This is a genomic window from Rhodanobacter thiooxydans, assembly GCF_030291135.1.
GTDB classification, from domain to species: Bacteria; Pseudomonadota; Gammaproteobacteria; order Xanthomonadales; family Rhodanobacteraceae; genus Rhodanobacter; species Rhodanobacter thiooxydans_A.
On sequence record NZ_CP127409.1, the window covers coordinates 408,393 to 421,256 of the forward strand.

Consider the following 12,864-nt stretch of genomic DNA (forward strand, 5'->3'; position numbering starts at 1 on the left):
AGCCTGCCGGCGTCACGGCGGTTAGTCCAGTGTTTTGCTGGCCGCACGGCGTAAAATCCCCCCGGATACCGCCCCACGAGACCCTTGCCATGAGCTTTCCCGCCACCCGCATGCGGCGCATGCGCCGCGACGCCTTCTCCCGCGCGCTGATGCGCGAGCACACCTTGCTGGTCAGTGACCTGATCATGGTGGCGTTCGTGATCGAAGGCGAAGGCCAGCGCGAAGCGGTGCCATCGATGCCGGGGGTGGATCGCCTTTCCATCGACGAACTTCTGAAACTGGCCGGCGAATGCGTGCGCCTGGGTATCCCCGCGCTGGCGCTGTTTCCCTCGCCCGCCGCCGAGGCGAAGTCACTCGATGCCGCCGAAGCGTGGAACCCGGACAACCTGATGCACCGCGCCACCCGCGCGCTGAAGGCGAAGTATCCCGAGCTGGGCCTGATCGGCGACGTGGCGCTCGATCCGTACACCACCCACGGTCAGGACGGCCTGATCGACGCCGACGGCTACGTGATGAACGAGCCCACCGTCGCGGCGCTGATCAGGATGTCGCTGGCACAGGCCGACGCCGGCATGGATTTCGTGGCGCCGTCGGACATGATGGATGGCCGCATCGGCTCCATCCGCGACGCGCTGGAAGAGGCCGGCCACATCCATACCCGCATCCTCGCCTACTCGGCGAAGTACGCCTCCGCGTTCTACGGTCCGTTCCGCGACGCAGTCGGTTCGTCGGCGAACCTCGGCAAGGGCAACAAGCACACCTACCAGATGGATGTAGGCAACAGCGACGAGGCCCTGCGTGAGATCGAGCTGGACCTGCTCGAAGGCGCCGACGCGGTGATGGTGAAGCCCGGCATGCCGTATCTCGACGTGCTGCGGCGGGTGAAAGACACCTTCGGAGCGCCTACCTTCGTGTACCAGGTGTCGGGCGAATACGCGATGCTGAAGGCCGCGTCGATGAATGGCTGGCTGGACGAGAAGGCGGTGGTGCTGGAGTCACTCACTGCGTTCAAGCGCGCCGGCGCCGACGCGATTCTCACCTACTACGCCGTCGACGCGGCGCGCTGGCTGCGCGGAGAGTAGTCGAGGCGGGGAAACAGCAGGGCAAATCGACTCCCTGGGGCCTTTTGGACGGGTGGAAATGAAAATGGTAGGCCCTCGTGGTACGGCATGCCGGGCTACCATCAGTTCGTAAGGTTTGCGGTGTTGGGGATGTCTGATGCTATTGGCCCATCTGATATTGCTGGCTCAGATAACTCACCGTGGTGTGGGTCGCGGGGAATGTGGTCTTCAGGAAAACAGGGCCATCGTCGAAAAGACCCGGGCGATGATTTTGCATGACGCACCGCTGGACTCGCTGGTTGGCGAATTTCCTACTCCGGGCGGCACCCCCGAGTGTGCAAGGGTCGTATTTTCAATTGGTGGTGATGGCCATCCGGTTGACGTGCGCGTGGTCGAGTCGTCCGGAAACGTTGCGGTCAATATGGCGGTCGTCAGGTCCGTCAAAAAGTATGTAATGAAAAAGGAATTGCCCCGTTGGTTCAGAACCTACATGCTGGTCTTCCGCGTTGATGACAACAAGATGCCACCAAACTATGTTGATGGCATGAGGCCAAGCCAGCTTCCATGACGAGTCATCTAGCTAAGCTAGCTAAAGAGGAATGCCTAGCCCTCCGCAGGAGGGTGAAGCGCTGCTTTTCACAATGACCGATCGGGATGCGCAAGTCCGAGGCGCTCGCGCGATACCATTGTCATCTCCGATCGCAAACCCGAGCCCGGAACGCATGACCCCCACCCGCCTCGAAATCACCCGCCCCGACGACTGGCACCTGCACCTCCGCGACAGCGCCGCGCTGGCCTCGGTGATCGGCCACACCGCGCAGCGCTTCGCCCGCGCCATCGTGATGCCGAACCTGAAGCCACCGGTGACCACGGTGGCGCAGGCGGAGGACTATCGTCGACGCATCCTTGCCAGCCTGCCGGTAGACGCGCGCTTCCAGCCGTTGATGACGCTGTACCTCACCGAGAACACGGCGGTGGAGGAAATTGCCCGCGCCAGGGCCAGCGACAGCGTGTTCGCGGTGAAGTACTACCCGGCCGGTGCTACCACCAACTCCGATTCCGGCGTGCGCGAGCTGTCGCGGGTGTACCGCGTGCTCGAAGCGATGGAGAAGCACGAGCTGCCTCTATTGCTGCATGGCGAGGTCACCGATCCGGCCATCGACATCTTCGATCGCGAGCGGGTGTTCATCGAGCGCCACCTGCTGCCGCTGCGCGAGCGCTTCCCGGCGCTGCGCATGGTGCTGGAGCACATCACCACCCGCGACGCGGTCGAGTTCATCCGTGGCGCGCCGGCCAACGTGGCGGCCACGATCACCGCGCATCACCTGCTGCTCAATCGCAATGCGTTGTTCGAGGGCGGCATCCGCCCGCACAACTACTGCGCACCGATTCTCAAGCGCGAGACGCATCGCGCCGCACTGCTGCAGGCGGCCACCAGTGGCGATCCGCATTTCTTCCTCGGCACCGACAGCGCGCCGCATCCGCGCGAAGCGAAGGAGACGGGCTGCGGCTGCGCGGGGCTCTACACGGCCCATGCGGCGCTGGAGTTGTATGCCGAGGCTTTCGAACAGGCGGGCCGACTGGATCGGCTGGAAGCGTTCGCCAGCTTCCACGGCCCGGATTTCTACCGTCTGCCGCGCAACACGGATCGCATCGCGCTCGAGCGCACGCCGTGGATCGTGCCGGACGAATATCCGCTGGGTGGATCCACCTGCAAGCCGATGCGCGCCGGTGAATCGATAGCGTGGTCGCTGGTAGAACAGACCACTTTTTGACGAGACGCACGAACGCGTCGAACGTGTCCAGCAAGAGCGACCCCACCCCGGCCCTCCCCTGCTTGCAGGGGAGGGGGCGAGAGCAGGGCTCACTCCTGGCTTGGGCAGCTCAGTAGGCGAACTCGCGGAACACCGGATCGACACTGCCGTGCCAGGGGCCGTGGAACAGCTCCAGCTTGCGCTCGGCCGGGGTCTGGTTGGCCTGCACGATCTCGATCATCGGTTCGAGGAAGATGCTTTCGTCGGCGCCGTGGCGGTTGAGGCGGGCGCGGCGCTTGAGGCCGTGGCTGGCGATCTTTAGCGCTTCCTCGGCGAGGTCGCGCACCATGCCGCCGCGGAAGGGCAGCTTCAGCGCGTGCTTCGGCACGCCGTCGCGCAGGGCATGGCGTTCCTCGCGGCTGAAGTCCTTGACCAGGTCCCACGCCGCGTCCAGCGCTTCGTCGTCGTACAGCAGACCAACCCAGAACGCGGGCAGCGCGCACAGCCGGTTCCACGGGCCGCCGTCGGCGCCGCGCATTTCCAGGTATTGCTTCAGGCGCACCTCGGGGAAGGCGGTGGTGAGGTGGTCGGCGAAGTCCTTCATGGTCGCGTGCACGCCCGGCAGGGTGGGCAGCTCGCCGGCGAGGAAGCGCTTGAAATCCTGCCCGGCCAGGTCGATGTAGCGGCCGTCCTGGTAGCTGAAGTACATCGGCACGTCGAGGATGTAGTCGACGTAGCGCTCGTAGCCGAAGCCGTCGGCGAACACGAAGTCGAGCATGCCGGTGCGGTCCGGATCGGTGTCGGTCCAGATCTGCGAGCGGTACGACAGATAGCCGTTTGGACGTCCTTCGGTGAACGGCGAATCGGCGAACAGCGCGGTGGCGATCGGTTGCAGCGCGAGGCCGACGCGGAACTTCTTGATCATGTCCGCTTCGGACGAGAAATCCAGGTTCACCTGCACCGTGCAGGTGCGCGTCATCATGTCCAGGCCGAGCGAGCCGACCTTGGGCATGTATTCGCGCATGATCTTGTAGCGGCCCTTCGGCATCCACGGCATCTCGTCGCGCCGCCATTTCGGCTGGAAGCCCATGCCGAGGAAGCCCAGGCCCATGCCGCTGGCGACCGAGCGGACTTCCTCCAGGTGCGAGTTCACCTCGCAGCAGGTCTGGTGGATGGTCTCCAGCGGCGCGCCGGACAACTCCAGCTGCCCGGCCGGTTCCAGCGTGATCGAGGCCTTGTCGCGCGACAGCGCCACCGGGTTCTCGCCCTCACGCGCCACCTCCCAGCCGTAGCGGGTGGCGATGTTTTCCAGCAGCAGCTTGATGCCGCGCTCGCCCTCGAACGTGGGCGGGCGCAAGTCGTCGGTGCGGAAGCCGAATTTCTCGTGCTCGGTGCCGATGCGCCACGCCTCGCGCGGCTTCTCGCCGGCGGCGAGGTAGTCGGCAAGCTGCTGGCGGCCCTGGATCGGGGTGCTCTTGACGGCACTGGGTATGGACACGGGCGAAGCCTCGCTGGGGGAGCCGACACTATGGGGGCGACGCAAGGCGACGAAAAGGGGTGTCGTGGAATGCGGGGCCATTAGAGCCGCACACGCGGGATCGCGCCCTGAGCTGGATCAACCAGGTATGCACTCAGTGCGTGGGGTCGATGGCCGGGCAGCGAAGACGGGCCACCAGGGCGACGGAAAGACGGGCACGCGTACCGATTTGCGCCAGGGTATGTACGGGTCGATCCGGATGCTTGCGGTGGGCCTGGGTGATGCGGCGATCGTCCATGCAGGGATCGGCGCCATGATCGAGCAAGGCTTGAACGATGTCGGCCTCGCCTTGCACCGTGGCCCACAGCAATACATCGGCCGTGCCGGTTGCCGGACGCGGTTTCGCATCGGCCTGGTGATGTAGCAGGACGTTCACCGTGGCGACGTCTCCGCATTCGACCGCGATGGACAGAGCCGGCCCCGACGTTCTCGCTGCCGCCTCGTCCACGGCTCCCGTTTTTTCGGCCATCCTGAACAGTTGCGGATCGAGCGCCTTCATCTGATCCATGGTGGCTTTGCCGAAATTGGGTATCTGCGCAACGGCGTTGGCATCCGCGCCATCGTAAAGAAGGGCATCGACCGTTCCAGACTGCCCGGCCCAGACGGCGGTGATCATGGCGGCTTGCCGCCAGCGCGAAGCATCTGCCGAAGGCATGGCGCGCAATTGCCTGCGGACTTCGTCGAGCTTGCCATCACCCGCATTCACCATGAGTCTGGCGATCTCGGGGGAGGCATTCATTGCGCCAAGCTGGTAAGCCTTCCGACCCATCGCGTTCCACTGGGAAGCACATGGCTGGGGCGGTATTGGCAGTCCGTCGGCAATGGCGCTGTTGACCAGCAACATCCCGAGCATGATGAGCGCAAAGCGGACAAACATTGAGTGGCATCCCTGTCCAAGCGTTGGCTGATTCCAGCCGAAATCGTCACAAGTCACAAGCCCGCGAGCAAGGGCCGACCCGGAGTCGGCTTTTCATGATGTCACGTGCAGCGGACTCCCAACGCCATGCGGCCGAATGTATCCTGCGGCGGATCAGCCGCACCTCGCGCCGCGTCGTCAATGGGCGGAGTCGGGGAACCAGGCACGAAGTCGCCGTTTCAGTGATAGCGCCGGAGCCTCCACCGCGTGCCACGAGCACCATGCGGCCAGCAGGGTGATGACGGCGGCCACGGCTGCCGTGGCCAGGTACGAAGGCGTCGCCGGCCACAGGTGCACGCTGAGCTGCTGCACGAAGTAGGCGTACAGATACGCGCCGTAGGACAGGTCGCCGAACCGGGCTGCGGAACGCAGGCCTGGCGTGGCTTGGTGTCCGAACCACAGGGTGAACGGCACCAGCACCGCCCATTGCGCCAGTCGTGCGTGTTGCAGCAGGGCGGCAGCCAGCAGGCAGGCCGCCACGGCAACCGCCACGATCAGGCGCCGCCGGCCGATCTCGACGGCGTACTGGCGCGCGCAGACGCCGCCAAGGAAGAACGCCGTGTAGAAATAGCAGAGGTTGTCGAAGCTGTTGTCATGGGAGTGCCCGGGCAGCGTCTTGGCGTACATCACCGCGACCACGAGCAGCGCGAGCAGGCTGAAGATCCTCCGGCGCAGGCCGATGGCGCCAAGCACGGCGACATAGGCATAGCATTTCGCCTCCAGGGGTATCGTCCACCAGCTGCCATTGACCGCCGACAGGATGGCGTTGGCCGGCGTCGTGACGAATACGCCCGGCAGCGTGTAGTAGGCGCGCAACTGGGCATTGAAGGTGATGAAGCGGCGGGTCTCGCGGCCCAAGTACTCGTGCAGCGGCAAGGTGGTGAGCACAGCTCCGGCGACCACGATGACCAGCGTGGCGACGATCAGTGCAGGCCAGATGCGCAGGAACCGGCGCATGGCGAAACGCATGATGTGCGGGTCGTGGTACCAGCTCTCGGTGACCAGGTAGCCACTCATGGTGAAGAACATCGCGACCGCGATCGAGCCGAGCGTCATGCCCTCGGCCAGCGTGGCTTCATGCAGGCCGAGCAGCACGAACTGGTGCGAGGCCAGCACCATCAGCGAGGCGACCAGCCGCAGCCCGTCGAAATTGTTGGCGTGTTCGCCGAATGGTGCGGAACGAGGGAGGTGGGTCACGAAGATCCTTTTCGCCGCCAAGCCGATGGCCCGGACATCGCCCGAAGTCACCGCCACAAACAAGCAGGGCCGGCGAGGCCGGCCCTGCTCTTCAGCGCTTCATCGAATTGAAGAACTCGTCGTTGGACTTGGTGTTCTTCATCTTGTCGAGCATGAATTCCATCGCGGCCAGCTCGTCCATCGGGTGCAGCAGCTTGCGCAGGATCCAGATCTTGGCCAGCATGTCCGGCTCGATCAGCAAGTCTTCGCGGCGGGTGCCGGAGCGGTTGATGTCGATCGCCGGGTAGACGCGCTTCTCGGAGATGCGCCGGGACAGGTGCACTTCCATGTTGCCGGTGCCCTTGAACTCCTCGTAGATCACCTCGTCCATCTTGCTGCCGGTTTCGGTCAGCGCGGTGGCGATGATGGTCAGGCTGCCGCCCTCCTCGACGTTGCGCGCGGCGCCGAAGAAACGCTTCGGACGCTGCAGCGCGTTGGCGTCGACGCCGCCGGTGAGCACCTTGCCGGAGCTGGGGATCACGGTGTTGTAGGCACGCGCCAGGCGGGTGATCGAGTCGAGCAGGATGATCACGTCCTTCTTGTGCTCGACCAGGCGCTTGGCCCGCTCGATCACCATCTCGGCGACCTGCACGTGACGCACCGCCGGCTCGTCGAAGGTCGAGCTGATTACCTCGGCGCGCACGGTGCGGGCGATCTCGGTCACCTCTTCCGGGCGCTCGTCGATCAACAGCATGATCAGGTGCGCTTCGGGATGGTTGTACTGGATCGCCTGGGCGATGTTCTGCAGCATCATCGTCTTGCCGGACTTCGGCTGGGAGACGATCAGGCCGCGCTGGCCCTTGCCGATCGGCGCGATCAGGTCGAGGATGCGGCCGGTGATGTCCTCGCTCGAACCGTTGCCGCGCTCCAGCTTGAACGCCTTGCGCGGGAACAGCGGGGTGAGGTTCTCGAACAGCATCTTGTTCTTCGACGCCTCCGGCGGATCGCCGTTGATGTCGTCGACGCGCAGCATGGCGAAGTAGCGCTCGCCTTCCTTCGGGTGGCGCACGCGACCGGTGATGTAGTCGCCGGTGCGCAGGTTGAAGCGGCGGATCTGGCTGGGCGACACGTAGATGTCGTCCGGACCGGCCAGGTAGGACTCGTCGGCCGAGCGCAGGAAGCCGAAGCCGTCCTGCAGGATTTCCAGCACGCCTTCGGCCCAGATGCCGCCGCCGGAGCGGGCGTGCGCCTTGAGCACGTTGAAGATCACGTCCTGCTTGCGCGCGCGGGCGACGCCTTCGTACACGCCCAGCGACTCGGCGAACTCCAGCAGCTGCGGCGCGCGCATGCGCTTGAGTTCGGTGAGGTTGATCACCCGGTCGTTGCTGCCGGGATCGGCGTTGTCGTCGTCCACCGGCAGGCCGTTCGGGTTCGGACGCGGATGCTGCTGACGTCCCTGCTGCTGCGGGTTCGGGTTGCCGCCGCGCTCGTTGCGGCGGCGCCGGCCACGACCTTCGCGACCTTCACGGCCGCCATTGTTCGGGTTCTGGCCCTGGTTCGGGTTCTGCGCCTGGTTCGGGCTCTGCACCTGGCCCGGATTCGGCTGGGCTTGCGGTGAGTCCTGGTTCGGGGCGGACTGGGCAGTGAACTCGCGCGGCTCCTGTACGGGGCGCGCTGCCGCCGGCAGGCTGGCCGCTACCGGTACCTGCGCTGCGGGAGCCGGCGTCGACGCCGGTGCTGGCGTGGCAGGGCTGTCGGCGGCCGTCGCCTTCCCGGCGCTCGCCGCCGCGATCGCGGCGGCCGTGCGGCGCGGCGCGCGGGGGCGCGGCTCGGGTTTGTTTTCGGCAACAGGCCTGGCGTCGGCGCCCGGGGCGTCGTTCGGGGTTCGGTTTTCGGTATCGGACACGGGCAATCCTCGCGGGGCGCCGTTGAATTACAGGAGGGAGGGTGTGCGTCGCGCGGAAGGCGCAAGGGGACAGGACTGTCCCGACGGACGCGATGAATCTAGCACCCGCCGCGTATCGGCGTAAAGCCTCGCGAGCCTGCCGGACGGGGCCGGGCAGGCGGCGGGCAGCGGGTTTGCAACGGGTGGATCAGATGGCCTTGTCGATCATCTGGGTCAGCTGGCCTTTGCTGACGGCGCCGATCTGGGTCGCCTCTACCTTGCCGTTCTTGAACACCATCAGGGTCGGGATGCCGCGCACGCCATAGGCCCGCGGGGTCTGCTGGTTCTGGTCGATGTTGACCTTGACGATGCGCAGCTTGCCTTCGTACTGCTGGGCAATCTCGTCCAGCATCGGCGCGATGGCCTTGCACGGGCCGCACCATTCCGCCCAGAAATCCAGCAGCACCGGGGTTTCGGATTTGAGCACCTGCTGTTCGAAGGCGTCGTCGTTCACATGGGTAATCAGGTCGCTCACCGGGCATCTCCGTGGCTGGGGCCAGAACTGGCAGGTCGAAAACAATGGGGTGGTCGGGACGGAAAAACAAGGAGTGACGACGGGCAGGGCCGTCATCGGCTACACTCAGGCGCCCACGAAGCGCGGGTTGAGCCGGAACAGGTCTTGCCAGGGCGGCAGACATTCATTCCAGCGCAACTCCGGGCACGATTCAAGGGTGACCTTCCGGGCCATCCGTCGGACCGCCGTCAAATCCGGCGTCGCACGCCGCGGCGCGACCTTGTCGACCCCGAGATTGAACGCTTCGCTGCGCACCGCGCACCCGTCCTGCACCGTTTCGCGCCGATCTTCGGCCGCTGGAACGGGTGCAGCGCATCACGCCGCCGTCAGGCAAGGTTACCCATTCCGCATATGTCACAAACCGTACTCACCGACACTTTCTTCGCCAACTTCGATCTTCATCCGCTGCTGCAGCAGGGCCTGGACGACAGCGGCTTCACCCGCTGCACGCCGATCCAGGAAATGACCCTGGCGCCGGCGCTGGCCGGGCGCGACGTCGCCGGCCAAGCGCAGACCGGCACCGGCAAGACCTGCGCCTTCCTGGTCGCGCTGATGAACCGCCTGCTGACCACCCCGGCGGTGGCCGGGCGCAAGGATTCGGACCCGCGCGCACTGGTGATCGCGCCCACCCGCGAACTGGCGATCCAGATCGACAAGGACGCCAAGGCGATCGGGCGCCACACCGGCCTGCGCAGCGCACTGATCTACGGCGGCGTCGACTACGACAAGCAGCGCCAGCAGCTGAAGGACGGCTGCGACATCATCATCGCCACCCCCGGCCGCCTGCTCGACTACCACAAGCAAGGGGTTTTCAGCCTCAACAGCGTCGAGGTGATGGTGATCGACGAGGCCGACCGCATGTTCGACCTCGGCTTCATCAAGGACGTTCGCTTCATCTTCCGCAAGCTGCCGCCGCGCGAGCAGCGCCAGGTGCTGCTGTTCTCCGCCACGCTGAGCCATCGCGTGCTGGAGCTGGCCTACGAACACATGCACGAGGCCGAGAAGCTGGTGGTGGAGAGCGACAACGTCACCGCCGACAAGGTGCGCCAGCTGGTCTACTTCCCGGCCAAGGAAGAGAAGATGCCGCTGCTGCTGAACCTGATCGACCGGCACCAGCCGTCGCGCAGCATCATCTTCGTCAACACCAAGGCCGCCGCCGAACGCATCACCGAGCGCGTCAAGCGCCACGGCTGCCGCGTCGGCGCGATCTCCGGCGACGTGCCGCAGCTGAAGCGGCAGAAGCTGCTGCAGCGTTTCCAGGACGGCCAGCTGGACATCCTGGTGGCCACCGACGTGGCCGCGCGCGGCCTGCACATCCCGGCGGTCAGCCACGTCTTCAACTACGACCTGCCGCACGAGGCCGAGGATTACGTGCACCGCATCGGCCGCACCGCGCGGCTCGGTGCCGAGGGCGACGCGATCAGCTTCGCCTGCGACCTGTACGCGATGTCGCTGCCGGACATCGAGGCCTACATCGGGCAGAGCATCCCGGTCGCGGCGATGGAGCCGGAACTGCTGGTGATGCCGAAGCCGCGCGCGATCGATGCCGAATTCGCCGCGAATGCCGCCGCTGACAGCGCCGCGTTCGGCGACGTGGTGCCGCCGCGGCCGGGCGAGAAGCCACGGCATGGCGGGGCCTCCGGTCGTGGCGGCGAGCGCGGCGGGAACAGCCGTGGCGCCGCGCGTCCACCGCGCGAACGCCGGCCGGCCGCGGTCGATGCCGCCGTCGTGACCGAGCAGCCGGTTGCCGTGGCCGTGCACAAGACCGACGCCGCCCCGGCAGCGGATGGCGGTACGTCCGCCGAGGGCGTGCGCAAGCCGCGTCGTCGTCGCGGTGGCCGCAATCGCCGCCGCGACGGTGCGCCGACCGATGGTGTGGAGACGACGGGTCACCAGCCCGCGGTTGCCGAGGGCAATCGCGCGCCGCGGGGCGAGCGTCGCCCGCCGCGCGAGCGCAACCCGGCCGAGTCCGCGGGCACCGGCCACAACCGGCCGTCGCGACAGGTTGCGGTGACCTCGGGCAAGGCCGTCGAGCATGCCCATCCGAAAAAGCCGGGCCTGTTTCGCCGGTTGACCCGGCTGTTTACCGGGCGCTGAGCCTGCCGGTCGCCGCGATGCGAATTCGCGGCGGCCGGAAGTCCGCACCTTGATGCCGGCTTCCCTTATCCTTGCCGCTGGTACGACGACACGCAGGCTCGGGGACGCTCGGTGATCCAGTTCGATCAAGTCAGCAAGCGCTACGAAGGCGGCCATGAGGCGCTCTCGCAGCTTTCGTTCGAGGTGCCGACCGGCGAGATGGCCTTCGTCACCGGGCATTCCGGCGCCGGCAAGAGCACCCTGCTCAAGCTGCTGGGGCTGATCGAGCGGCCCTCGCACGGCAGCATCAGCGTGGACGGCAGGAGCCTGGCGAAGATCCGCCACAGCGGCATCCCGAAGTGGCGCCGGCATCTGGGCATGGTGTTCCAGGACCATCGCCTGTTGCTGGATCGCAGCGTGTTCGCCAACGTCGAACTGCCGCTGGTGATCGGCGGCATCGCCCGCGCCGAACGCGCCCGGCGCGTGCGCGCGGCGCTGGAGAAGGTCGGCCTGCTCGCCTACGAGCGGCAACTGCCGGCGACGCTGTCCACCGGCGAGCAGCAGCGCGTGGGCATCGCCCGCGCGATCGTGGCGCGTCCCAGCCTGCTGATCGCCGACGAGCCCACCGGCAACCTCGACCCGCAGTTGGCGGTGGAGATCATGGGCCTGTTCGGCGAGTTCCAGCAGGTCGGCACCACCGTGCTGATCGCCAGCCACGACCTGCCGCTGATCAAGCGCATGAAGAAGCGCGTGATCGTGCTCGACCACGGCCGCCTGGTGGCCGACCTGGCCGCGCAGGAGGTGCTGTGAACACGTCGCCGGAAACCTTGCACGTGCCCGCGGATGCGCCGCAGCGCAACGTCCACAGCCGCGGCAACCGCTTCGCCAGCTGGCAGGAACATCATCGCTGGAGCGCGGCGTCCAGCCTGCGCCGGCTTGCCTCGCGTCCGTTCGGCAGCTTGCTCACCATCGCGGTGATGGGCCTGGCGCTGGCCCTGCCGCTGGCGTTCTACCTGCTGCTGGGCAATGTGCAGCAGCTCGGTCATGCGCTGGGCCAGAGCCAGGCGATCAGCGTGTTCCTGCAGCCGGGCCAGACCGCGTCGCAGGTACAGCTGCTCGCCCGGCAGCTGGGCGAGCGCCCCGAAGTGGCCGCGGTGGTGGTGAAGACGCCGCAGCAGGGCATGGACGAATTGGCAAAGATGCAGGGCTTCTCCGGCGCGCTGCAGACGCTGGACGACAACCCGCTGCCGTACGTGCTGCAGTTGCAGCCGCGGGCGGGGGTGAGTGCGCACGCGCTGGAGCAACTGGTGGCCGACGTGCGCACCCTGCACAGCGTCGACCTGGTGCAGGACAGCGGCAACTGGCGGCAGCGGCTGGATGCCCTGCTCGGCGTGGGCAACCGCGTGGTGCTGGTGCTGGCTTCACTGCTGGCGCTGGCGGCGCTGCTGGTGGTCGGCAACACGATCCGGGTGGACATCGCCAGTCGCAGCGAGGAGATCGGCGTGCTGCTGGTGGTCGGCGCCAGCGGTGCGTTCGTGCGCCGGCCTTATCTGTACGCGGGGATCTGGTATGGCTTGTTCAGCGGCATCCTGGCTGCATTGCTGGCGGTGCTGATCGAGCTGGCGCTGGCCGCACCGGTGGCGCAGTTGAGCCAGGCTTATGACGGCAGGCTGCAGGTCGGCGGCCTGCCGCCGTGGCTGCTGCTGGCGGTGCCGCTGGTGGCGGCGGCACTGGGCTGGCTGGGCGCGCGACTGGTCAGTGCGTGGCAATTGCGCAAGGCCGTGTGATGGTCTTGCGCCGCAGTGACGTGAATCGCAGCCGCCGGAGCCGGATCCGGTGCACTATCCCCAGTTGCAGCGGGTGCAGGGGGTGCCCCCGCAGATTC

The 12,864-nt window shown here is 66.7% G+C and carries 12 protein-coding genes; 6 read left to right on the plus strand and 6 right to left on the minus strand.

The window, feature by feature from the left end:
• Positions 1 to 89: 89 nt before the first annotated feature.
• From hemB to pyrC, 3 genes are all read left to right on the plus strand, one after another.
• Positions 90 to 1,082 (plus strand): porphobilinogen synthase, encoded by a 993-nt coding sequence (gene hemB, locus QQA13_RS01715; RefSeq protein WP_108470537.1) that lies wholly within the window; start codon positions 90 to 92, stop codon positions 1,080 to 1,082.
• A 136-nt stretch (positions 1,083 to 1,218) separates the two neighbouring features.
• Positions 1,219 to 1,629, plus strand: coding sequence for an energy transducer TonB (locus tag QQA13_RS01720; protein WP_159082152.1), 411 nt, complete (start codon positions 1,219 to 1,221; stop codon positions 1,627 to 1,629).
• A gap of 154 nt (positions 1,630 to 1,783) precedes the next feature.
• Complete coding sequence (gene pyrC, locus QQA13_RS01725; RefSeq protein WP_108470538.1) at positions 1,784 to 2,836, plus strand: dihydroorotase; 1,053 nt, start codon at positions 1,784 to 1,786, stop codon at positions 2,834 to 2,836.
• A 109-nt stretch (positions 2,837 to 2,945) separates the two neighbouring features.
• Here the strand turns inward: pyrC and QQA13_RS01730 are convergent, their stop codons facing one another.
• The 6 genes from QQA13_RS01730 to QQA13_RS01755 all read right to left on the minus strand — a co-directional run bounded on the left by QQA13_RS01730 (position 2,946) and on the right by QQA13_RS01755 (position 9,158).
• On the minus strand, positions 2,946 to 4,313 hold the full coding sequence (locus tag QQA13_RS01730) for a glutamate--cysteine ligase (RefSeq protein WP_108470539.1): 1,368 nt from the start codon (positions 4,311 to 4,313) through the stop codon (positions 2,946 to 2,948).
• Between the two features lie 133 nt (positions 4,314 to 4,446).
• Positions 4,447 to 5,229 carry an ankyrin repeat domain-containing protein gene (locus QQA13_RS01735; RefSeq protein ID WP_108470540.1) on the minus strand — a complete coding sequence of 261 codons (783 nt, stop codon included), beginning with the start codon at positions 5,227 to 5,229 and terminating at the stop codon, positions 4,447 to 4,449.
• Positions 5,230 to 5,406: 177 nt separating this feature from the next.
• Positions 5,407 to 6,465, minus strand: a complete 1,059-nt coding sequence (locus tag QQA13_RS01740; RefSeq protein WP_159082153.1) for an acyltransferase family protein — start codon at positions 6,463 to 6,465, stop codon at positions 5,407 to 5,409.
• 91 nt (positions 6,466 to 6,556) lie between these two features.
• Positions 6,557 to 8,350, minus strand: a complete 1,794-nt coding sequence (rho, locus tag QQA13_RS01745; protein WP_108470663.1) for a transcription termination factor Rho — start codon at positions 8,348 to 8,350, stop codon at positions 6,557 to 6,559.
• Between the two features lie 187 nt (positions 8,351 to 8,537).
• Entirely contained in the window at positions 8,538 to 8,864 is a 327-nt protein-coding gene (gene trxA / locus QQA13_RS01750; RefSeq protein WP_108470542.1) for a thioredoxin TrxA, read from the minus strand.
• 105 nt (positions 8,865 to 8,969) lie between these two features.
• Entirely contained in the window at positions 8,970 to 9,158 is a 189-nt protein-coding gene (locus QQA13_RS01755) for a hypothetical protein (RefSeq protein ID WP_159082154.1), read from the minus strand.
• Positions 9,159 to 9,254: 96 nt separating this feature from the next.
• On the opposite strand from QQA13_RS01755, the gene rhlB reads away from it, so the two are divergent.
• From rhlB to ftsX, 3 genes are all read left to right on the plus strand, one after another.
• Positions 9,255 to 11,000 carry an ATP-dependent RNA helicase RhlB gene (gene rhlB / locus QQA13_RS01760; RefSeq protein ID WP_108470544.1) on the plus strand — a complete coding sequence of 582 codons (1,746 nt, stop codon included), beginning with the start codon at positions 9,255 to 9,257 and terminating at the stop codon, positions 10,998 to 11,000.
• A gap of 111 nt (positions 11,001 to 11,111) precedes the next feature.
• Entirely contained in the window at positions 11,112 to 11,789 is a 678-nt protein-coding gene (ftsE, locus tag QQA13_RS01765; protein WP_108470545.1) for a cell division ATP-binding protein FtsE, read from the plus strand.
• Positions 11,786 to 12,766, plus strand: a complete 981-nt coding sequence (ftsX, locus tag QQA13_RS01770; RefSeq protein ID WP_108470546.1) for a permease-like cell division protein FtsX — start codon at positions 11,786 to 11,788, stop codon at positions 12,764 to 12,766. The genes ftsE and ftsX overlap by 4 nt, the downstream gene beginning before the upstream one ends.
• Positions 12,767 to 12,864 lie beyond the last annotated feature (98 nt).

What these genes read in the sequence shown, in the direction of transcription:
- hemB (WP_108470537.1), top strand. Translation starts at nt 90, where the DNA reads ATGAGCTTTCCCGCCACCCGCATGCGGCGCATGCGCCGCGACGCCTTC.
- QQA13_RS01720 (WP_159082152.1), top strand. Translation starts at nt 1,219, where the DNA reads ATGCTATTGGCCCATCTGATATTGCTGGCTCAGATAACTCACCGTGGT.
- pyrC (WP_108470538.1), top strand. Translation starts at nt 1,784, where the DNA reads ATGACCCCCACCCGCCTCGAAATCACCCGCCCCGACGACTGGCACCTG.
- QQA13_RS01735 (WP_108470540.1), bottom strand. Translation starts at nt 5,229, where the DNA reads ATGTTTGTCCGCTTTGCGCTCATCATGCTCGGGATGTTGCTGGTCAAC.
- rhlB (WP_108470544.1), top strand. Translation starts at nt 9,255, where the DNA reads ATGTCACAAACCGTACTCACCGACACTTTCTTCGCCAACTTCGATCTT.